Source organism: Citrobacter sp. A316 (genome assembly GCF_002042945.1).
Lineage (GTDB): Bacteria > Pseudomonadota > Gammaproteobacteria > Enterobacterales > Enterobacteriaceae > Citrobacter > Citrobacter portucalensis.
Window position 1 is genome coordinate 89,564 of record NZ_MVFZ01000001.1, and the last position, 22,007, is coordinate 111,570.

The window sequence follows — 22,007 nt, forward strand, 5'->3', positions numbered from 1 at the left end:
CCGCCTTAAATTAACCCGCTGGATTATTACTTCCAGTGAATATTTCAGACGAGCGGATTATGAAGAAAAGTGTACTGATGGCGACATTGTTGCTGGGCTTTGCGGGGACAACATTTGCGCAAAGCGTTACCGTTGATGTCCCCAGCGGTTATAAAGTGGTGGTAGTACCCTCTTCCGTCAGCGTACCGCAGGCGGTCAGCGTAACGACCACACCACAAACAGTATATGTTGCTCCAGCGCCTGCCCCGGCACCGGTTTATCGTGTCCATCCTTATGCGCGACATGTGGCAAGCGTCGGTGAAGGGATGGTTATCGAACATCAGATTGACGACCACCACTAAGTTTTTACCAGGCCCGGGCAACCGGGCCTTAACCTTCCCGGGAATTCCCTACCCGTTTATCTTTCAGGAAGATAACCATCAGAATCAGCCACAGTACGCCGCTTGCCAGATTGAACAGGCTGAACAAGCCGTTCCCTCCCAGCAGATACGCGTGTTTACTCAGCTCAATACCGACGGTAAAAATCAGCATCTGCAACATACCCATTGCAGCAGAAACGGTACCTTTACTCATTTCGCTGGCAAACAGCGTCAGGCGCACCAGCCCCGCATTCGCCACGCCAATGCCAAACGCATAGATACTCAAACCTGCCGTCATCCATAGATATGCATGAGATGACACCACCGTAGCCGCAGCGGCAATAATCAGGCCAACGGCGATTGGCCAGCCGCCCATGATAATTAGCGAACGCACGGTTTTTCGCGAAGTCAGACGCGCCAGCACCAGGTTACCGGCAATCAACGCGCCAAAAATCGGCACCTGCAACAGACCATATTCGTAGCTGCTGAGATGTTCACCGCTGATGATAATAATCGGGGACTGCGCAATCCATGCCAGTAACGGCAGGCTGACAAAACCCAACGCCAGCGCGCCTGCAACAAAGCGCACATTCCTCAGCACCAGCTTATAATCCTTGCCCAGCTCTTTAATGGATAGCTTTTCACCAAGCCGGGTCGCCGTTTCCGGCATCGCGCGCTGCAGACCAAAAAAGGAGATGGCCGCCAGAGCAGCAAACAGGATAAACATCCCTTCCCACGGCAGAACATGTACCCAGGCTGCGCCTACCAACGGCCCCAGTAGTGGCGCAATCAGCGCCACGTTTGCCATCAGCGCGGTAATTTTTATGCAGACCGCTTCTTCGAAGGATTCCTGAATGGCGGCGTAACCCACCGCACCAATAAAGCACAGGCTTATCCCCTGCAAAAAACGCAGGAAAGTAAATTGCTCAATATTCTGTGCGAGCAGGGTCGCAAGGCAGGTAACGATGAACCAGATCACACCAGTTAACATTACCGGACGACGACCAATACGATCCGACAGCGGTCCTAACAACCACTGCAAAAACATGCCGCCTGCCAGATAGGCGGTCATGGACGTAGGTACCCAATCTAATCCGGCGTTATATTGCGCCACCACCGCCAACATTCCGGGCTGGATCATATCGTTGCCGATATAAGTGGAGAATTCGTAAAGCACCAGACAAAGCGGGAAAAGTAATGCCTGACGCCCCAAACGGACGCCTGAAGATAAACGGTTCTGCATGCAATCTCTTAACTATAGAAAAATCGCGCAAAGTGTAATAAATGCGCCGTACTGGTGATAGTGAATTATGTGATTTGAAAGCAAAATGCGCACATTTTTACACTCATTTGCTCAAGAACATTCTGCTTTAAGGTTAATTTAAGTTGAGACCGCTATCATGCTCAATAAGCCTCATAAATTGTCTTAAAAATCGTCATTTAACACGCAAATAAGACAAGACCGCTTTTTATCCCGTGAAAGCAATTTTATGCTCTCCCCCTTATGGGCCTTTTTAACGATTACACTGAGTCTGGACGTTATGCTGGAAAATCTGAACAATTCGCTTTTTTACTTGATCAATGCAACACCCGACTCTGCGCAATGGGCCATTTCGCTCGCCATTTTCATTGCCAAAGATCTGATCAGCATTGTGCCGCTGTTAGCCGTTGTGCTCTGGCTTTGGGGACCTCGTGGTCAGGTTACGCTCCAGCGCCAGTTGGTCATCAAAATGGCCATTGCGTTGGTAATCGGTCTGACGATTTCCTGGCTGATGGGGCATCTTTTCCCCCACGATCGCCCGTTCGTTAACCACATCGGCTATAACTTCCTGCACCATGCGGCAGATGATTCTTTCCCGAGTGACCACGGTACGGTTATCTTTACCTTTGCTCTGGCCTTCCTGTTCTGGCATCGCCTATGGACGGGGGTTCTGCTGATGGCCGTTGCCGTGGCGATTGCGTGGTCACGAGTCTACCTTGGCGTACACTGGCCGCTGGATATGCTGGGCGGATTACTGGCTGGATTGATCGGCTGTCTGAGCGCCCAGATGATCTGGCAGCGCTTTGGCACCCCCCTGTACCTCGGCTTGCAGACTTGCTATCGCACCTGCTTCGCCCTCCCCATCCGTAAAGGTTGGGTACGTGACTAACCCACGGTAAAAAGAGTAGTATTAAGCGCGAAACTGAGTACTTATTCTATTCTCCAGGGGAACTATGGAAACTCGACGCGACGAGCGTATTGGTCAATTACTGCAGGCGCTGAAACGCAGCGATAAATTACACCTCAAAGAAGCCGCGGCGTTGCTGGGCGTATCTGAGATGACCATTCGTCGCGACCTGAATAATCATGATGCTCCCGTCGTGCTGCTCGGGGGCTATATTGTTCTGGAACCCCGCAGCGCTAACCATTATTTAATCAGCGATCAAAAATCCCGTCTGGTTGATGAAAAGCGTCGCGCCGCCCAGCAGGCGGCGAGTCTCGTGCAGGCGCATCAGACCATCTTTTTCGATTGCGGTACTACCACGCCGTGGATCATTGAAGCGATCGACAATGAACTGCCCTTCACCGCAATCTGCTACTCGTTGAATACGTTTCTGGTGCTGCAGGAAAAACCGCAGTGCCGCGTCATTCTGTGTGGTGGTGAATTCCATGCCAGTAACGCGATTTTTAAACCGCTCGATTTCCAGGAAACGCTGAACAATCTCTGTCCGGATATCGCCTTTTATTCTGCGGCAGGTGTTCATATCGAAAAAGGCGCAACCTGTTTTAATCTGGAAGAACTGCCGGTGAAGCACTGGGCAATGTCGATGGCGCAGCATCACGTTTTGGTGGTCGATCACAGCAAGTTTGGCAAGGTGCGACCTGCGAGGATGGGGGAATTAAAACGCTTTGATACCATCATCAGTGATAACCGTCCTGACGATGCGTTTGTTGAGTACGCTAAAGCGCAACGTATCACGCTGAAGTACTAACAGATACTGCCGGACGGCGATTGCGCCATCCGGCAACAGATAAGATTAAGAGAACCAACCACCAAACCACTGGTGGAATTTCATCATCACAAAGTCCCACATGCGGCTAAAGAAACCACCCTCTTCCACATCTTCCATCACCATCAACGGACGCTGCTCAATGGATTTTCCGTTCAACTGGAAGTCGATAGTGCCCACAACCTGACCTTTCTTCAGCGGCGCGGTTAGCTGTGGTTCAGTCAGGGTAAAGCTGGCCTTCAGGTTTTTGAGCTGACCACGCGGGATGGTCACCGAACCCGCTTCTCCAGCGCCCAAATTCACTTCACTCTTATCGCCAAACCAGACGCGCTGGGTCACGAAAGTGGCATCTGGTTTAATCGGCGTAACGGTTTCAAAAAAGCGGAAGCCCCAGGTCAGTAGCTTTTCTGACTCATTAAAACGAATGCGGTCGGTTTTCGCTCCCAGCACCACGGAGATCAGGCGCATATCGCCCTGGGTCGCGGAAGCCACCAGGTTGTATCCCGCCCCGGCAGTGGTCCCGGTTTTCATACCATCCACGTTCAGGTTGGTGCTCCACAACAGACGGTTGCGGTTCGGCTGGCGGATTTTATTGAAGGTAAATTCTTTCTCTTTGTGGATAGCATACTCTTCCGGCACATCGTGAATTAACGCCTTCCCCAGCAGCGCCATATCACGTGCGGTACTAAACTGTCCTGCCGCATCCAGGCCGTGTACCGTCTGGAAAGTCGTGTTGGTCAGCCCCAGTTTTTTCGCATAGCCGTTCATCAGACCAATAAAGGATTCCTGGCTGCCGGCAACGTAATCAGCGAGTGCGATACAGGCATCGTTACCTGACTGAATGATAACGCCTTTATTCAGATCGGACACCGCAACCTGATCGCCGGGCTTGAGGAACATAACCGACGAACCGCGCAGGGCCGGATTACCGGTCGCCCAGGCGTCTTTGCCCACGGTGACCATGTCGTTGAGGTTAATTTTTCCGGCCTTCAGCGCCTGCCCAACCACATAGCTGGTCATGATTTTGGTCAGACTGGCAGGATCCAGTTTCTCATCAGCATTACCTTCCGCCAGCACCTTGCCGCTGGCGTAATCCATCAGAATCCACGCGCGCGCGTCTACGCTCGGCGGGGCCGTCGGTTGCTCCGCCGCCTGTACGGTCGGCGCCAAAAGGATTAAGAGTGCAGAACCTGCAGCAAAGCTGCGAAGTGAAGAGAAGTATTGCGTCATAAATGCCACCCGAGTATCCATTCCAAAAAACCACGTCATACCACACCGTGTTTACACAAAACCGGCCAAGCGACCTCGGCCAACCCATGCAGAAAAGGTCTGATGGATGACGTGTAAAATAAGTGCGGTGAGTAATAACGCACTAACGAGCTTAAAGAAACCGTAAGTTGGTAAAGTTTTTAAAGTTTATGCAATAACGCCGCGCTGCGCTGCTCCTGGCACGATTTTTTTAGACTTTGTTGCGTAAATATTAGGTTTACCTCACCATGTGAGCTAGTCAGATGGCATCTGCAGCCATAAAGCTGCTCAATTAATTTGCGGGGTTACTATGATTACACTGTGGGGTCGCAATAACTCGACCAACGTAAAAAAAGTATTGTGGACGCTCGAGGAACTGGAACTGCCGTATAACCAAATTCTGGCGGGCGGGCAGCATGGCGGTAACCGCGATGCCGACTATCTGGCACTGAACCCGAACGGACTGGTCCCGCTACTACGCGATGATGAAACGGACGTTGTTCTGTGGGAATCCAATACCATTGTCCGCTATCTGGCCGCTCAGTACGGACAAAAACGTTTGTGGATTGACGCCCCGGCCGCGCGCGCTGTCGGTGAAAAATGGATGGACTGGGCAAATCAGACGCTAAGCCCAGCGCATCGGGTTATCTTATTTGGTCTGGTCAGAACACCTGCCGATCAGCGCGATATGGCGGCCATTGAGGCAAGTAAGCAAGTTTGCGATAACCTGTTTGCCATTCTGGATAACGCGCTGGCAGACCAGCCATGGTTCTCCGGGGCTGAATTTGGCACCGCGGATATCGCTGTTGCGCCGTTCATCTATAACCTGTTCAACGTTGGCCTGAGCTGGACCCCGCGCCCGCATCTGGAACGCTGGTATCAACAACTGACCGAGCGCCCGGCGTTTCAAAAAATCGTGATGATCCCGGTCAGCTAACCAAATCAGGGACTCACTTTCAGTAATTCCCCGTCGGACTCGTCGGTTAACACGTACAAATAACCGTCTGGTCCGACGCGCACATCACGGATCCGCTGCCCCCTTTCCTGCAACAGGCGACCATCCTCCGTGACCGTATTCCCTTTAACGCTCAACATGATCACTTCTTTATCTTTCAACGCGCCGATGAACAACTTCTGCTGCCACTGCGGGAAGGTATCGCTATTGTAAAAAGCCATTCCGCTGACCGCCGGCGACTTTTCCCAGTAAAAGATGGGTTGTTCCGTGCCAGCAACAATTTGACCTTTTGCTTCGGGAATTTTCAAACCACTGTAGTTAACCCCCCAGGTCGCGATAGGCCAGCCGTAGTTTTTCCCTTTCTCGGGGATATTGATTTCATCGCCTCCGCGTGGACCGTGCTCATTGAGCCACAGCACATCACTCCACGGATTCATCGCCATACCCTGCGGGTTACGGATGCCATACGACCAAATCTCTGCCCGCGCTCCCGCCATGTTCACAAACGGATTACCCGGCGGAATTTTGCCCTCGTCGGTCAGTCGGACTAATTTGCCCTGCAATTTATCCAGATCCTGGGCGGTAGCGCGCTGATTATTCTCCCCCAGGCCAATAAACAGATAACCGTTACCATCAAATACCAGACGTCCGCCAAAATGGTTTCCGGTGGAAAGCTTTGGCTGTTGGCGAAAAACGGTCTGAAATCCTTGCAGATGTTTGAGATCGTCACTCAATCGCCCGTAGCCTACTGCGGTGCCCGCTTTGCCTTCGCGGTCGGCTTCAGCGAAGCTTAGCCACACCCGGCGGGATCGTTCAAAGTCCGGAGCTAACACCACATCAAGCAACCCACCCTGACCATTCGCCCAGACTTTTGGTACGCCGGTCAGCGGGTCGGACAGCCCTTTATCAGGCTGCCAGAGTCGAAGTTGTCCACCTTTGAGCGTAATGAGCATACCGCGGTTATCGGGTAAAAAAGCCAGTGACCATGGGTGATCAAGTTTAGTTTGCAGCACTTCTACCTTTACCGCAGCGGCATAAGATGAAAGTAACGCGAATGAGGCAGCACAGAGAAAGAGTCGACGCATAACACCTCCTTAATGGCTCTGCATAAAGCGTAGCCAGCAAGGGGAATTATCCCGTTACCTTTACATAATATTGACGAAAAGGGGGAGCGCCCTCCCCCTGATTCAGACGTGTTCCAGCGTTGGGTAAGATTGCAAACTCTGGATACTCAGCGTCAGCGTTGTCAGGCAGTTTTCCAGTTTCTCTGCGTTAACGGCGATGAATGTTGGACAATCGTGATGTCCACTCATAAGACAAACAGCGGCGGCGGCTAACGCCCCTTCAGCACGATGAAGGGCATTCCACTCTTCCTGATCAAGATGCATACCGTGAAGCTGTGATTGCTCGTGCAATTCGCGATTCAGTGCAAAAAAAACATCACGCAGGCGATCGCTCTCGCTAACTGACATGTAGCCTTTCGCTTTTCTCAACTGCAGATAAGCGGCAAGTTCGATACGGGCGTTTATCAATTTGTTGAGAAGATCGGTTCTCAGTCTGTCAACAACCATACTTTGTTCCTCCTCTTTCCAACTATGGTGCAACTTAATAGTATGGTTGTTTTTTGAACAAATAGATGTCCTACATCAATAAATCCCAATTGATTAACATAATTTACAATGTTACAACTTCATTCTGTACGCTTTCGAAGGCGCTCAGTGTCTGACTCGTCTGACATTTTTTGCTATACCTGATGTGGTTACTGCCATGGCGTTGATGATGAGGGGTCTATGTCGAAAGCAAATGATGCAGAAAAAATACGCACACTATCAAAAATAGATCTCAATCTGCTGACCATTTTCTGCTTGATCTATAGCGTGGGTAGCATCTCCAGAGTCGCTGACATGCTGAACATCTCGCCTTCCGCCGTCAGCCAGTCATTAAGAAAACTGCGCGAAATGATGGGGGATAATCTGTTTGTCCGTAGCGGTAATGCGCTTTTACCGACTGTCTATTCTGATGAGCTGTATGATAATACAATCCCAATTATCGATAAGCTGTCAACGCTGATGCCGCTTTCCACGCCTGCTGCAAAAAAAAGGTTAACGCTTTATACAGAATCTTTTATTTCCCCTATCGTTATTCCAGATGTCACCGCCAGAATAATCGAGACTGACGCCGATATCAGCCTCCTGCACCTTACCGCCGACCTGAATGAACAGAGTATTATTGAACTGCTGAATATGCGTCAGGCAGATGCCGTTTTTTCTACCTTTTCTGTAGAGTCAGCAAGTCTTTCATGCCAGAAAATATGCGATATGCGCCTGGTGCTGGCGGCCTCGCACAATAATTCTTTATATGGTAACACCATCAGCGAAGCGCAATTCAGAAACGCTAGCCTGGTCGGTTACAATACTAAGAATGAGAAAATCATTTATCATCGCAGTATTGTGGATAAAAAATTCAGAACAGGAGAACGCTGCCTGCTTACCTCATCGTTTACGGCGATTCTGACGATTGTGTCCAATACCCATTGTTTAGGGGTGATCCCGGAAAAGGTATATGAAACACACGCCCACCTGTATGGACTAAAAAAAATAAACACTTCGTTTCCCTTGCCACAATTTAGCGTGTTTGCCTCATCGCGCAAAGAAGGCAATACCCATAAGATCCTCGCCCCTATTCTGGCTGATTTGCAAACAGCCTCCCTGTTATGAAAACCAGGGAGGCTGAGCGTTAGAAATACTGGCTACACGCGAATTTTTGCTATTCGCCAGATATGGTCGGCATATTCCTGAACCGTTCTGTCCGTCGAGAAATACCCCATGTTAGCAATATTGTGCAGGGTTTTTGTCGTCCATTCACGGGGATTACGATACAGCTCATCCACCGCATCCTGACAATCTACATAGCTGCGATAATCTGCCAACACCTGATAGTAGTCGCCGAAGTTAATCAATGAATCCAGCACGCCTCTATAACGCCCTGGCTCCTGCGGACTGAATACCCCCGTACCGATTTGCGTCAGCACCTGATGAAGTTCCTCATCCTTTTCAAAGATGTGTCTCGGGTCATAGCCATCACGTCGCAGAGTTTCAACCTGATTCGCCGTATTGCCAAAGATAAAGATGTTATCTTCCCCAACGTATTCGCGCATTTCGATATTAGCGCCGTCGAGCGTACCGATAGTCAGCGCACCATTCATACCGAATTTCATATTGCTGGTCCCGGAGGCTTCCGTCCCGGCCAGGGAAATTTGTTCTGACAGATCGGCTGCCGGAATAATTAGCTGAGCGAGACTGACGCTGTAATCCGGAATAAATACTACCTTTAGTTTGCCGCCAATTTGCGGATCGTTATTGACTAACTGCGCCACATCATTAATCAAGCGAATAATTTGTTTTGCCATGTGATAAGAGGATGCTGCTTTTCCGGCAAAGATATTCACTCGCGGTACCCAGTTGGCATCCGGTGCGGCTTTAATCCGGTTATATCGTGTAATAACGTGGAGCACATTCATGAGTTGCCGCTTGTACTCGTGGATGCGTTTCACCTGCACATCAAACAGCGCATCAGGATTCACCACCACGCCATAGTGGGTGGCAATATGCTGCGCCAGTCGCTGCTTATTTTTACGTTTCGCACGATGCACTGCCTCATTCACCGACGGATAATCTATAAACTGCTTTAGCTCGCCCAACTGCATTAATTTAGCCCGCCAGCTGTCACCGATATTGTCGTCCAGCACTTTGGCAAGCGGTGGATTCGCCAGCGCCAGCCAACGACGCGCAGTCACACCATTGGTTACATTGATGAAACGCAGGGGAAATATACGCGCGAAGTCTGCAAATAGTGATTCGGTCATCAGTTTTGAATGCAACGCCGATACGCCGTTTACCTTATGACTGACAACTACCGCCAGCCAGGCCATACGCACCACACGACCATTGGATTCTTCAATTAACGACACACGTTTCAGTAGATCGCCGTCATTACGATAACGTTCCTGTAAGGTCTTCAGAAAACGATCGTTAATCTCAAAAATAATCTGCAGATGGCGCGGTAAAATTCGACTTAGCATTTCTACCGGCCAGGTCTCCAGCGCCTCACTCATCAACGTATGGTTGGTATAAGAAAAAATCTGGCAGGTCACGTCAAACGCGTTATCCCAGCTAAACTGGTGATGATCAATCAATAAGCGCATCAACTCAGGGATCGCCAGTACCGGATGCGTATCATTAAGGTGAATCGCAATTTTATCGGCCAGATTGTCGTATGTTCTGTGCAACTGATAATGACGACTCAGAATATCCTGAATCGTTGCCGAGGCCAGGAAATAGGCCTGGCGTAAACGCAATTCACGCCCCGCATCGGTGGAATCATCCGGGTACAAAACCCGCGAGATTCGATCGAAGTGATATTTGTTCTCCACTTCTGTAGCAAAGTCGGCCGGTTGATTCAGTTTGCCCGCATTAACTTCGTTATTCACCTGTACGTTCCACAAGCGCAACGTATTAGTCGTGTCCGTCGCATAACCTGGAATGATTTGATCATGCGCCACCGCCAGAATATCCTCGGTTTCAAGCCAGCGGGATTTATTCCCCTCCTGTTGAACACGCCCACCAAAACGCACTTTATAATGCGTATTATGACGTTTGAACTCCCACGGATTACCGTATTCCAGCCAATAATCCAGCGACTCTTTTTGTACACCGTTAACGATGTTTTGTTTAAACATACCGTAGTTATAACGAATACCGTATCCACATCCTGGTAACCCGAGCGTCGCCAGTGAATCAAGGAAACAGGCCGCCAGACGACCGAGACCACCATTACCTAACCCGGGATCGTTTTCTTCATCAATCAGTTCTTCCAGTTCAAGCCCCATTGCCTCCAGCGCGCTTCTGACTTCGTCATAAATACCTAAAGAGAGCAATGCATTGGATAGCGTACGACCAATTAAAAATTCCATCGACAGATAATATACCTGGCGCGCATCCTGAGAGAATTGCGCCCGATTAGAACGGTGCCAGCGCTCGACCATCCGATCGCGTACCGCATATAACGTTGCATTAAGCCACTCCCGTTTCGTGGCGATTGCGGGATCTTTGCCAATAGTAAATAATAGTTTATTAGCAATATCATCTCTCAGTTTATCAACATCAGAGTCCGCCGTGGGCGGCAGTGGCGAAATATACATATTAACGTTACCTTTCAAATTTTGTAGGATGGGTAATAGACAGGTAAATTATTTAATTTCTGGGTTACGAGCGTCAGATTTTTGTCGAATAATTTCATGACTGGCGATGAACGTTAATTCTGTCATTAATACACGCCAACTTAAGCCTGTGGCAAGTGAGATATAATATAAACTCACACCATTAGCATAAAGCGTTTTCGCCATTTCAAGTTTCGACTTCAAAACAATATCTTTCAAATTAAACCTCATTAGTAACGCTCGACGAGATAAAATTTACGATAATGAGTGCCTATAGCCAAGAAGCGGCACTTAAAGCCGGAATTAGACTCACTAAACACCTTTCACTAACCGGTCTACTCTTTATAGGTATCGCTCTTTATTCTCTCCGTCTTATGCTGATCAGATATAGATGTACCGTGAAGGCATCTGTATAATCCCCCGATTACGAGCAATGTACAGAATAAGAAAATGGCAAAAATTGGTTTTATATCACTAGGTTGTCCGAAAAACCTCGTCGATTCTGAGCGCATCCTGACCGAACTTCGTACCGAAGGCTATGATGTTGTGCCAAGCTACGACGACGCGGATATGGTTATCGTTAACACCTGCGGCTTTATCGACAGTGCGGTTCAGGAGTCCCTGGAAGCAATTGGCGAAGCGCTGAACGAGAACGGTAAGGTGATCGTCACCGGCTGTCTGGGCGCGAAAGTCGATCAGATCCGTGAAGTCCACCCGAAGGTGCTGGAAATCACCGGGCCGCATAGCTACGAACAGGTTCTGGAGCACGTTCACCACTATGTGCCAAAACCAAAACACAACCCGTTCCAGAGTCTGGTTCCTGAGCAGGGCGTCAAGCTGACTCCTCGCCATTACGCCTATCTGAAGATTTCTGAAGGCTGTAACCACCGCTGCACGTTCTGCATTATTCCATCCATGCGCGGCGATCTGGTGAGCCGTCCGATTGGCGACGTCCTTAGCGAAGCCAAGCGTCTGGTCGATGCGGGCGTGAAAGAGATTCTGGTAATCTCTCAGGATACCTCTGCGTACGGTGTAGATGTGAAGCATCGTACCGGTTTCCATAACGGCGAGCCGGTCAAAACCAGCATGGTTGATCTGTGCGAACAGTTATCAAAACTGGGGATCTGGACGCGCCTGCATTACGTCTACCCCTACCCGCACGTTGATGATGTGATCCCGCTGATGGCGGAAGGGAAAATCCTGCCGTATCTGGACATCCCGTTACAGCATGCCAGCCCGCGTATTCTTAAACTGATGAAACGCCCAGGCTCCGTGGACAGACAGCTGGCGCGCATCAAGCAGTGGCGTGAAATCTGCCCTGAACTGACGCTGCGCTCCACTTTCATTGTTGGTTTCCCGGGTGAAACGGAAGAAGACTTCCAGATGTTGCTCGACTTCCTGAAGGAAGCGCGTCTGGATCGCGTGGGCTGCTTTAAATACAGCCCGGTAGAAGGCGCTGGCGCTAATGACCTGCCGGATCAAATCCCGGAAGAGGTGAAAGAAGAACGCTGGAATCGCTTTATGCAATTGCAACAGCAGATCTCTGCTGAACGTTTGCAGGAGAAAGTGGGCCGTGAGATTCTGGTTATCGTTGATGAAGTTGACGAAGAAGGCGCAATTGGTCGTAGCATGGCTGATGCTCCGGAAATCGACGGCGCGGTATACCTGAATGGTGAAACCAAGGTGAAACCTGGCGATATCATCCGCGTGAAGGTCGAAAACGCAGATGAATACGATCTGTGGGGCACCCGCGTTTAATTAAGCGCAACCCAACGTAGGCCGGATAAGCGTTACGTCTTATCCGGCCTACGGTTTACCCTTTAATTTTCGGGTCCAGCGCGTCGCGCAGGCCGTCTCCCAGTAAGTTAAACGCCAGCACCGTCAGGAATATCGCTACCGCCGGGAAAATCGCCACGTGCGGCGCGATCACCATATCAGCGCGCGCTTCATTAAGCATTGCCCCCCACTCAGGCGTTGGCGGCTGTGCGCCTAATCCCAGGAATGACAAGCTCGCGGCAGAGATAATCGACGTACCAATTCGCATGGTAAAAAAGACCACGATCGATGAGACCGTTCCAGGCAGAATATGGTTGAAGATGATGGTCGCATCGCTGGCACCAATACTGCGCGCAGACTCAATAAACGTCTGTTGCTTCAGCACCAGCGTATTCCCGCGCACCAGGCGCGCGAAGGCTGGAATGGAGAAAATGGCCACGGCAATGATCACGTTAGCAATACCGCTGCCCAGAACGGCGACCACGGCTATCGCCAGCAATATCCCCGGAAAGGCGAACAGCACATCGCAGATTCGCATAATCAGTCGATCCCACCAACCTTCGTAGTATCCCGCCAGCAGACCCAGCACCGTGCCAATCGCCGCGCCAATAAACACGGCAAAGACCCCTGCCGCCAGCGAGATTTGCGCGCCAACCAGCACGCGGCTAAAGATATCCCGTCCCAGTGAGTCAACGCCAAACCAGTGCAGCATCGACGGTCCATCATTCAAACGGTCATAATCGAAGTAATTCTCGGCATCAAATGGTGTCAGCCAGCGGGCAAAAATCGCCACCATGATCAGGAGCAATACAAACAGCCCAGCGAACATCGCCATGTGCTGTCGACGGAAACGACGCCAGAACTCATGCCACGGTGTGCGTATCTGCTCTGGCTTAACAAGAGGCATCGCATTTAAAATCGCCTGTCGGCGCCAGTTAAAAAATCGCATCCTTACTTGTACCTGATAGCCGGATTAATGGCGGCGTAGAGCACATCCACCACTAAGTTAATAAGAATAAATTCCAGAGAAAACAACAGTACCTCGGCCTGAATTACCGGGTAGTCGCGCATTTCGACGGAGTCCACCAACAGTCGCCCAAGCCCAGGCCAGTTGAACACCTTCTCAACCACAATAGAGCCGCCGAGCAAAAAGCCAAACTGTAGCCCCATCATGGTGACAACCGGGATCATCGCATTACGCAGACCATGTTTTAACACCACCCAGGTTTCACTCACCCCTTTAGCCCGCGCGGTGCGCATATAGTCTTCGCTGAGCACATCCACGAACGAGGCGCGAGTAAACCGTGCTAACACCGCAGCCACCGCCGCGCCCAGCGTAATAGACGGGAGGATATAGTGCATCCAGGTGTCAGCGCCAACGGTGGGTAACCAACCGAGCTCAACGGAGAATATCTGCATCAGCAGCATGCCAAGCGCAAACGCCGGGAACGAGATCCCGGTGACCGCCAGCGTCATGCTCAATCTGTCCGGCCAGCGATTGCGCCATACGGCAGCAATGATCCCCGCCGTCATACCAAATAACACCGCCCACGCCATACTGGCAATAGTCAGCCATAGTGATGGCATAAAACGACTGGCTATCTCTTCAGAAACCGGACGACGAGAAACCATCGACGTGCCAAAATCGCCTTGCAACACGTTGGTCATGTAATGCCAGAACTGAACATGCAGCGGCTGATCCAGACCCAGCTGCTTGCGCACCAGTTCAATCACCTCGGCGTCAGCTTCCGGCCCGGCAATCAGCCGGGCCGGATCGCCGGGTAGCAGGTGAACAAATAAAAATACCAGCACCGCAACAATCAACAGAGTTGGAATCAACCCCAGCAGGCGCTTGAAAACATAGTTAAGCATCACGCTCCCTTCGCCGGCCCCTACGCTGCGGGGCCGAATGAATAGCTTATTTTAAATCCGCATCATCAAAGCTAAATCCGGTATCCGGCATGATCCAGAATCCGGTCAACCTGGTGCTGTGCGCCGAAATCAGTTTTTCCACTACCAGCGGGATCCACGGCGACTCTTTCCAGATAATATCCTGCGCATCCTTGTACAGCTTCGCTTTCTGCGCCGGATCGTTGGTTTGCAACGCTGCCGCTAAATCACTGTCCACCTGTTTGTTGCTATAGAACGCCGTGTTAAACAGAGTCGGCGGCCAGTTTTGTGATGCAAACAGCGGCGACAACGCCCAGTCAGCTTCACCCGTAGAGGCAGACCAGCCGGTGTAGAACATCCGCACCCCGCTCTCTTTCTGCGCTTTCCCTTCAACTTCCGCCGCACGCTGGCCGGCATCCATCGCTGTTACCTGAGCTTTAATACCCACCTGCGCCAGCTGCTGCTGGGTAAATTGCAGCACTTTCTGCGCGGTACTGTGGTTATGCGAAGACCATAGCGTGGTGGTAAAACCGTTCGGATAACCTGCTTCTTTCAGCAGTTCGCGCGCTTTCGCCGGGTCGTATGGCCATGGCGTATAGCTTTGCGCATAGGCTATCGACGGTGGGAGAACGCCGGTTGCCGGCGTCGCGTAACCGGCAAAAGCCACTTTCACCAGCGCCTGGCGGTTGATGGCATAATTCAGCGCTTCACGCACCTTCGGGTTGTCGAACGGTTTTTGCGTGACGTTCATGCTGATATAACGCTGCATAATAGACGGACTGGCCACCAGTTCCAGGTTTTTGTTCTTCGCCAGTAACGCCGCCTGCTCGTAAGGGATTGGGAAGGCAAACTGCGCTTCCCCGGTCTGTAACATGGCCGCACGCGTGTTGTTGTCGGTCACCGGACGCCAGGTAATCGTATCCAGCTTTGGCAGCCCCTGCTGCCAGTAACCTGCGAACTTCTTAACCTTCACAAAATCTGTCTGATTCCAGGTATCAAGCTGATACGGCCCGGTCCCCACAGGGTGGAAACCGATCTCCTTACCGTATTTCTCCAGCGCGGCGGGAGAAATCATCGCCGTTGCCGGGTGCGCCAGAATATTGATAAAGGCAGAGAACGGCTGTTTCAGGGTAATCTTCACCGTCGACGGATCGACGACTTCGGTTTTATCGATATTCTTATACAGGTTGTAGCGTTTCAGATGGTTTTCTGGGTTACTGGCCCGATCGAGGTTAGCTTTTACCGCATCGGCATTGAAGTCAGTACCATCCTGAAATTTCACACCCTGGCGCAGCTTAAGGGTATAGGTCAGCCCATCATCAGAAACCGTATAACTCTCCGCGAGCACATTTTTCAGCTTCATTTCTTTATCAAGACCAAACAGCCCCTGATAAAACGACTTCGCTACCGCCTGCGACAACGTGTCATTCGCGTCATAGGGGTCGAGCGTCGTGAAATTGGATCCCACCGCCACCACCACATCTTTGGCGGCCCAGCCAGGCGATGCAGCCAGTGCAGAGGCCACTCCCACAGCAACCAGCCATTTTCGAGCAACAATTTTTGTCATGTTATTCTCCTTAAACCCTGCCTGCCTGTTATAAACGCGAAAGCGCATTTTCTGGTTGCCCACGCGCAACATAATGCCCCGGACCAACTAACTGGAGCGAAACGGGGGAAATCTCTTCGCCACGTTTGCGAATATTGCTGGGGATATCGTCCGACAACAGCACGCGCTGGGGACGGTGATGCGATGGATCGGCGACCGGAACTGCCGCCATCAGCTTGCGAGTGTACGGATGTTGCGGATTTTCAAACACCGCCCGCCGGGTGCCTATCTCAACGATCTGTCCCAGATACATCACCGCCACACGGTGACTGATCCGTTCCACCACCGCCATATCGTGGGAAATAAACAGGTATGCGATACCCAATTCTCGCTGCAGGTCGAGCATCAGGTTGATGATTTGCCCACGAATTGAAACATCCAGCGCCGAGACAGATTCATCAGCAATAATCACTTTGGGATTGAGCGCCAATGCACGTGCAATACAGATACGCTGACGCTGACCGCCGGAAAACTCGTGCGGATAGCGCCAGGCATGCTCAGGCAGCAAGCCTACACGTTCCAACAGCCATGCAACCCGTTTTGATCCCGCGTCACCCTGCAATAACCCATGTACCCGTAGCGGCTCCAGAATGGAATATCCCACGGTCTGACGCGGATCGAGGGAGGCATACGGATCCTGGAAGATAAACTGAATATCCCGACGCAGCGGCTGTAACTTGCTGGCAGCAAGGGTATCAATACGTTGTCCGTTGAAAATGATTTCCCCACGCTGAGACTCAACCAGGCGCAGCAGCGCCCGCCCGGTGGTGGATTTCCCGCAGCCCGACTCCCCCACCAGCGAGAGCGTTTCTCCCGGCCACAGGTCAAAGCTGACGTTTTCCACTGCATGCACCTCGCGAGTCACGCGATTTAGAATGCCGCTGCGCAGAGGAAAACGCGTCACCAAATTACGTACCCGCAGAATAGGCTCGCCTTCAACCACGGTGTCCTGCTCAGTCTGCGGTTCTACATGACTGGGATCCTGCAATGAAATAAGCGGGAAACGGCGCGGAAGATCATGCCCGTTCATCGCCCCAAGCTGCGGTACGGCTGCCAACAGCGCTTTGGTATAGGGATGCTGGGGAGCGTGAAAAATCTGTTCAACGCTGCCGGTTTCTACCGCCTCGCCTTGATACATCACCAGCACGCGGTCGGCAATATCCGCCACAACGCCCATATCGTGGGTAATGAAGATCACGCCCATCGACATATCCTGCTGCAACACTTTTATCAGTTGCAGGATCTGCGCCTGAATGGTGACATCCAGCGCGGTCGTCGGCTCATCGGCAATTAAAACCGCAGGGCGACATGACAGTGCCATGGCGATCATCACCCGCTGACGCATACCGCCGGAAAGCTGATGTGGATAACGCGATAAAATCGCCTTCGCCTCGGGGATACGCACCTGATCGAGCATTCGCTTCGCTTCTACCATCGCCTCTTCGTGACTGGCACCCTGGTGCAAACGGATTGACTCGGCAATTTGCTCGCCCACGGTAAACACCGGATTGAGCGATGTCATAGGCTCCTGGAAGATCATCGCGATATCCGCACCGCGCACGTGACGCATTTGCGATGCGCTCTGTTCACCCAGCTCAATAACCTGCCGGTTGCGGCGTCGCAGCAGCATTTCATCGCAGCTGACTTCGCCGCCTGCCTGTTCAATCAGACGCATCAGCGACAAGGCCGTTACCGACTTTCCTGAACCGGACTCACCAACAATCGCCAGCGTTTCGCCACGCTTCAGGCGAAATGACAGATTGCGCACTGCGCTGACACGCTGCTGCTCCTGTTCAAAGGCAATATTCAGATTGCTGACTGCCAGCACGTCGCTGGCATCAAGCTCATCACTGTGTGGCAACGCTCTCTCCTTTTTCCCGATAAATACCGGTGGTTGGCGTATCGCCTGCGTATCCCCAGGCGCGGTACATGCCTTCGCTGTTAAACGGCAAGGCGACGTTGCCCTCATGATCGATAGCAATTAAACCGCCACTGCCGCCAAGCGCCGGTAATTTTTCCATCACTACGCGTTCACACGCTTCGGATAAACTCAGACCGCCATAGTCCATCAACGCCGCAATGTCATAGGCCGCCAGCGCACGAATAAAGACTTCCCCGGTTCCGGTGCAGGAGACTGCCACACTTGCATTATTGGCATAACAGCCTGCGCCGACCATCGGACTGTCGCCCACCCGCCCCGGTAATTTGTTGGTCATCCCGCCGGTCGATGTTGCTGCCGCCAGATTGCCAAACATATCTAACGCGACCGCACCCACGGTACCCATTTTGTTGTTTTCATCCAGCGGGCTCGCGCTATGGTCCAGCACCGTTTCACCCTCAGCTCGCGCTGCCAATAGTTGAGCGTAGCGTTCTGGCGTCGAGAAAATATCCGCGGATACGCGCTCCATACCCTGCGCAATGGCAAAGTTTTCAGCCCCTTCACCTATCATCATGACGTGTGGACTGCGTTCCATTACCAGGCGCGCCGCGAGAATCGGATTGCGTAAATGGCTGACTCCGGCGACGGCTCCCGCATTGAGCGTGTTACCGTCCATCACGCAGGCATCCAGTTCATGGGTTTCATCACGGGTATACACCGCACCAATTCCGGCATTAAACAACGGGCACTCTTCCAGCAGACGTACGGCTTCGGTAACGACATCCAGTGCGCTACGACCGTCTTCAAGCATCCGCTGGCCGGTTTCAACGATATCCGACAGCGCCTGTATATAACGCAACTCTTGCTCCTGGCTCAGCTGCGAACGGGTGATAGCCCCTGCGCCGCCGTGAATTGCAATGACTGCTTTACCCATTTTTTTCGTCCATTAGCTGGCAGGTACCGGGGTTATAAATATCAGAATTTCTGTGACTTATTGATTCGATTTTTGAATATAGAAAGATGCAGACGTCATGTAAAGGTAAAGGCTCACGCCTTACAACTCGCCCCATCAGGTCATGCAGATGTGTTTAACGCAAAAGAGATCCCTAAACGTAATTAATAAATTATTTAAACCTATCGGTAATCTGTTTTTTTGCATAACACACAAAGCGTTCAACAGATGGCATAGACGCAGCCCAGTTTTTTTTGGTTAATCCCAAGTATTCCGCACGTGCAGCTTGCAGCGTATCAGCATACTCAACGGGTAATTGCGGTATAAGCCAGGAGGCGGCTTCATCTTTAGCGACAATATTGCCCGTAACTACGCTGTACCAAATACGCGCCAGAGTAAGGATGATATTTCGCTCGTCACCCTCTAAATCGCCCGGTTTCTGCCACATATCAAGGATATGCCGAAATGTTTGCACGACATCGCTAAAAGGGATGACATTGAATAACGTCCCTGCGGGTTCACCGAACAACGCTACGCTGGCGCGCCGGGCCTGGGTCAGCAGAATGGCAAGATCAGGATCCAGCTGTGTCGGTTCAACAATTCCCGCGAGAATATCGTCACGCAACCATTCGCCAAATTGCATTTCTCTTGACGGTGGGAATTGCCAGGGTACAAGTTGTGAATAGACCACGATGGTCACTTCCAGCACCCGATAGCTATCAACGCTGCCAGGCGGTGCTGATATTTCCAGAAAACCCTGCATCAGATCTTTTCTTTGCCGGGTATTAAGTGGCTGCCTAATGGTAACCAGTAAATCGATATCGCTTTGGGGCTTTAAGCCACCTTCAACTGCAGAGCCATACAAATGAACAGCAACCAAGTCGCCCTCGATAATCCGCGCAATCAGTGCACTGGCGGCATTCACCTGCCGTCGAATTGAATCCGGGATAGTCGTAGACATTTAGCCTCCTGGCGAAAAAGCAGAAATAATGAGTCTATACTGCATTTTTCCTGTAGCGCTATTCTCTGGCAGAAAACCTGTATCAGATCTGATCCTAAGCCTGAGGTAGCATACTGTCCGCGTCCATTTTCTGACATAATGAGCGGATTCGATTTTGCCCCGCAGGAGTCTTCTCATGGAATTTACCGCCGGACTGATGCCGCTTGAAACGGCTCTCTCTCAGATGCTTTCGCGTATTACCCCACTCACCGCCGTCGAAACGCTGCCGCTGGTTCAATGCTTTGGTCGCATTCTGGCCACCGACGTCGTCTCCCCGATTGATGTGCCGGGATTCGATAACTCGGCAATGGATGGCTATGCGGTGCGATTAGCCGATTTACAATCAGACCAGCCTCTTGCGGTGGCTGGCAAAGCCTTTGCTGGTCAACCATTCCACGGCGAGTGGCCTGCGGGAACCTGCATCCGCATTATGACCGGTGCCCCGGTGCCTGCCGGTTGTGAAGCCGTGGTGATGCAGGAGCAAACGGAACAAACTGACGACGGTGTGAGTTTTACCGCCGACGTTCGCAGCGGACAAAATATTCGTCTGCGCGGCGAAGATATCGCAAACGGCGCGGTGGTATTCCCTACCGGAACTCGTCTGACAACCGCCGAGCTTCCTGTTCTGGCCTCGCTCGGCATTGCCAAAGTACCGGTCGTTCGCAAAGTTCGCGTGGCGTTGTTCTCCACCGGTGATGAGCTGCAACTGCCGGGTCAGCCGCTGGGCGACGGGCAGATTTATGACACAAACCGTCTGACCGTTCACCTGATGCTGCAGCAGTTGGGCTGCGAAGTGATCAACTTAGGAATTATTCGCGACGATCCCAACGCGCTGCGGGCCGCGTTTATCGAAGCCGACAGCCAGGCCGACGTCGTCATCAGCTCTGGTGGCGTTTCGGTAGGCGAAGCGGATTACACCAAAACCATTCTGGAAGAGCTGGGAGAAATTGCCTTCTGGAAGTTGGCCATTAAACCCGGCAAACCGTTCGCGTTTGGTAAACTGAGCAACAGCTGGTTTTGTGGCCTGCCGGGTAATCCGGTTTCTGCGGCCCTCACCTTTTATCAACTGGTGCAACCGCTGCTGGCGAAACTCAGCGGCAACACCGCCTGTGGGTTGCCTCCGCGCCAGCGCGTGCGCACCGCATCACGTCTGAAGAAAACGCCAGGGCGTCTGGATTTTCAGCGCGGTGTATTGCAGCGTACTGCGGAAGGCGAGCTGGAAGTCACCACCACTGGACACCAGGGCTCGCATATTTTTAGCTCCTTTAGCCAGGGCAACTGCTTTATCGTGCTGGAGCGCGATCGCGGTAACGTTGAGGCCGGAGAATGGGTTGAGGTCGAGCCGTTTAACGCACTGTTTGGAGGCCTGTAATGGCAGAACTCAGCGACCAGGAGATGATGCGCTATAACCGGCAAATCATTCTGCGCGGCTTCGATTTCGAAGGTCAGGAAGCGCTCAAAGATGCGCGGGTACTGGTCGTTGGTCTGGGGGGACTGGGATGCGCAGCAACCCAGTACCTTGCGGGCGCTGGCGTCGGGCATTTAACCCTGCTCGACTTTGACACGGTCTCCGTATCGAACCTCCAACGCCAGACGCTGCACAGCGATGCAACCGTAGGGCAACCCAAAGTGCTATCAGCCCGTGATGCGCTAGCGCGGATTAACCCTTATATCGCCATTACGCCGGTGAATGCGCTGCTTGACGATAGCGAGATTCACGCGCTTATTGCCGAACACGATTTGGTGCTGGACTGTACGGATAACATCAGCATCCGCAATCAGCTGAATGCCGGATGTTTTGCCGCCAGAGTTCCGCTGGTTTCCGGTGCGGCAATTCGCATGGAAGGGCAAATTACCGTATTTACATATCAGGAAGGAGAGCCCTGCTACCGTTGCCTGAGTCGTCTGTTCGGTGAAAATGCCCTGACCTGCGTAGAAGCCGGAGTGATGGCCCCGCTGATCGGCGTGATCGGATCGTTACAGGCAATGGAGGCCATTAAGCTGCTGGCAAACTACGGTAAACCGGCATCCGGAAAAATCGTCATGTACGATGCCATGACCTGCCAGTTTCGCGAAATGAAGCTGATGCGCAACCCGGGGTGTGAGGTTTGTAGTCGGTAAAAAAGTCGGGTG

20 protein-coding genes are annotated in these 22,007 nt (G+C 51.9%); 8 read left to right on the forward strand and 12 right to left on the reverse strand.

The window, feature by feature from the left end; translation table 11 throughout:
- The first annotated feature begins 59 nt into the window (after positions 1-59).
- Positions 60-341: a hypothetical protein gene (locus tag BZK41_RS00440; RefSeq protein ID WP_079936820.1), complete on the forward strand. Its 282-nt coding sequence runs from the start codon at positions 60-62 to the stop codon at positions 339-341.
- 28 nt (positions 342-369) lie between these two features.
- Here the strand turns inward: BZK41_RS00440 and BZK41_RS00445 are convergent, their stop codons facing one another.
- Positions 370-1,602, reverse strand: coding sequence for an MFS transporter (locus BZK41_RS00445; RefSeq protein ID WP_008784235.1), 1,233 nt, complete (start codon positions 1,600-1,602; stop codon positions 370-372).
- 298 nt (positions 1,603-1,900) lie between these two features.
- Here BZK41_RS00445 and ybjG point away from each other — a divergent pair, with 298 nt between their 5' ends.
- Positions 1,901-2,509, forward strand: a complete 609-nt coding sequence (ybjG, locus tag BZK41_RS00450; RefSeq protein WP_079937010.1) for an undecaprenyl-diphosphate phosphatase — start codon at positions 1,901-1,903, stop codon at positions 2,507-2,509.
- Between the two features lie 64 nt (positions 2,510-2,573).
- The gene (gene deoR, locus BZK41_RS00455) at positions 2,574-3,332 is read left to right on the forward strand and encodes a DNA-binding transcriptional repressor DeoR (RefSeq protein WP_079936821.1); all 759 of its coding nucleotides are present in this window, start codon (positions 2,574-2,576) and stop codon (positions 3,330-3,332) included.
- A gap of 45 nt (positions 3,333-3,377) precedes the next feature.
- On the opposite strand, the gene dacC is transcribed toward deoR, so the two are convergent.
- Entirely contained in the window at positions 3,378-4,580 is a 1,203-nt protein-coding gene (gene dacC, locus BZK41_RS00460; RefSeq protein WP_032944358.1) for a serine-type D-Ala-D-Ala carboxypeptidase, read from the reverse strand.
- 328 nt (positions 4,581-4,908) lie between these two features.
- On the opposite strand from dacC, the gene BZK41_RS00465 reads away from it, so the two are divergent.
- Positions 4,909-5,535 carry a glutathione S-transferase family protein gene (locus BZK41_RS00465; RefSeq protein ID WP_003831628.1) on the forward strand — a complete coding sequence of 209 codons (627 nt, stop codon included), beginning with the start codon at positions 4,909-4,911 and terminating at the stop codon, positions 5,533-5,535.
- Positions 5,536-5,540: 5 nt separating this feature from the next.
- On the opposite strand, the gene BZK41_RS00470 is transcribed toward BZK41_RS00465, so the two are convergent.
- Together BZK41_RS00470 and bssR are read right to left on the reverse strand one after the other, a co-directional pair.
- Positions 5,541-6,638, reverse strand: a complete 1,098-nt coding sequence (locus BZK41_RS00470; RefSeq protein WP_079936822.1) for a PQQ-dependent sugar dehydrogenase — start codon at positions 6,636-6,638, stop codon at positions 5,541-5,543.
- A gap of 102 nt (positions 6,639-6,740) precedes the next feature.
- The gene (gene bssR, locus BZK41_RS00475; RefSeq protein ID WP_008784229.1) at positions 6,741-7,124 is read right to left on the reverse strand and encodes a biofilm formation regulator BssR; all 384 of its coding nucleotides are present in this window, start codon (positions 7,122-7,124) and stop codon (positions 6,741-6,743) included.
- 219 nt (positions 7,125-7,343) lie between these two features.
- Here bssR and BZK41_RS00480 point away from each other — a divergent pair, with 219 nt between their 5' ends.
- Positions 7,344-8,270, forward strand: coding sequence for a LysR family transcriptional regulator (locus BZK41_RS00480; RefSeq protein ID WP_079936823.1), 927 nt, complete (start codon positions 7,344-7,346; stop codon positions 8,268-8,270).
- A gap of 32 nt (positions 8,271-8,302) precedes the next feature.
- On the opposite strand, the gene glgP is transcribed toward BZK41_RS00480, so the two are convergent.
- Both glgP and BZK41_RS00490 read right to left on the reverse strand, forming a co-directional pair.
- On the reverse strand, positions 8,303-10,753 hold the full coding sequence (gene glgP / locus BZK41_RS00485) for a glycogen phosphorylase (RefSeq protein WP_079936824.1): 2,451 nt from the start codon (positions 10,751-10,753) through the stop codon (positions 8,303-8,305).
- A gap of 48 nt (positions 10,754-10,801) precedes the next feature.
- A complete protein-coding gene (locus tag BZK41_RS00490) occupies positions 10,802-10,990 on the reverse strand; it encodes a glycine cleavage system protein T (protein WP_249418755.1) in 189 nt (62 codons plus the stop codon).
- Positions 10,991-11,221: 231 nt separating this feature from the next.
- On the opposite strand from BZK41_RS00490, the gene rimO reads away from it, so the two are divergent.
- The gene (rimO, locus tag BZK41_RS00495; protein ID WP_003831616.1) at positions 11,222-12,529 is read left to right on the forward strand and encodes a 30S ribosomal protein S12 methylthiotransferase RimO; all 1,308 of its coding nucleotides are present in this window, start codon (positions 11,222-11,224) and stop codon (positions 12,527-12,529) included.
- A 55-nt stretch (positions 12,530-12,584) separates the two neighbouring features.
- Here rimO and gsiD read toward each other — a convergent pair whose 3' ends face one another.
- From gsiD to BZK41_RS00525, 6 genes are all read right to left on the reverse strand, one after another.
- Positions 12,585-13,496 carry a glutathione ABC transporter permease GsiD gene (gsiD, locus tag BZK41_RS00500; RefSeq protein ID WP_079936826.1) on the reverse strand — a complete coding sequence of 304 codons (912 nt, stop codon included), beginning with the start codon at positions 13,494-13,496 and terminating at the stop codon, positions 12,585-12,587.
- A gap of 2 nt (positions 13,497-13,498) precedes the next feature.
- Positions 13,499-14,419, reverse strand: coding sequence for a glutathione ABC transporter permease GsiC (gene gsiC, locus BZK41_RS00505; RefSeq protein WP_048235754.1), 921 nt, complete (start codon positions 14,417-14,419; stop codon positions 13,499-13,501).
- A gap of 46 nt (positions 14,420-14,465) precedes the next feature.
- Positions 14,466-16,004, reverse strand: coding sequence for a glutathione ABC transporter substrate-binding protein GsiB (gene gsiB / locus BZK41_RS00510; protein WP_079936827.1), 1,539 nt, complete (start codon positions 16,002-16,004; stop codon positions 14,466-14,468).
- Positions 16,005-16,032: 28 nt separating this feature from the next.
- Positions 16,033-17,904, reverse strand: a complete 1,872-nt coding sequence (gsiA, locus tag BZK41_RS00515; protein ID WP_079936828.1) for a glutathione ABC transporter ATP-binding protein GsiA — start codon at positions 17,902-17,904, stop codon at positions 16,033-16,035.
- A complete protein-coding gene (gene iaaA, locus BZK41_RS00520; RefSeq protein WP_079936829.1) occupies positions 17,891-18,856 on the reverse strand; it encodes a beta-aspartyl-peptidase in 966 nt (321 codons plus the stop codon). Before iaaA ends, gsiA begins: the two co-directional genes overlap by 14 nt.
- A 190-nt stretch (positions 18,857-19,046) precedes the next feature.
- Positions 19,047-19,835 carry an aminoglycoside adenylyltransferase family protein gene (locus tag BZK41_RS00525; protein ID WP_079936830.1) on the reverse strand — a complete coding sequence of 263 codons (789 nt, stop codon included), beginning with the start codon at positions 19,833-19,835 and terminating at the stop codon, positions 19,047-19,049.
- 175 nt (positions 19,836-20,010) lie between these two features.
- Here BZK41_RS00525 and moeA point away from each other — a divergent pair, with 175 nt between their 5' ends.
- Both moeA and moeB read left to right on the forward strand, forming a co-directional pair.
- The gene (moeA, locus tag BZK41_RS00530; protein WP_079936831.1) at positions 20,011-21,246 is read left to right on the forward strand and encodes a molybdopterin molybdotransferase MoeA; all 1,236 of its coding nucleotides are present in this window, start codon (positions 20,011-20,013) and stop codon (positions 21,244-21,246) included.
- Positions 21,246-21,995, forward strand: a complete 750-nt coding sequence (gene moeB / locus BZK41_RS00535) for a molybdopterin-synthase adenylyltransferase MoeB (RefSeq protein ID WP_079936832.1) — start codon at positions 21,246-21,248, stop codon at positions 21,993-21,995. Before moeA ends, moeB begins: the two co-directional genes overlap by 1 nt.
- Positions 21,996-22,007 lie beyond the last annotated feature (12 nt).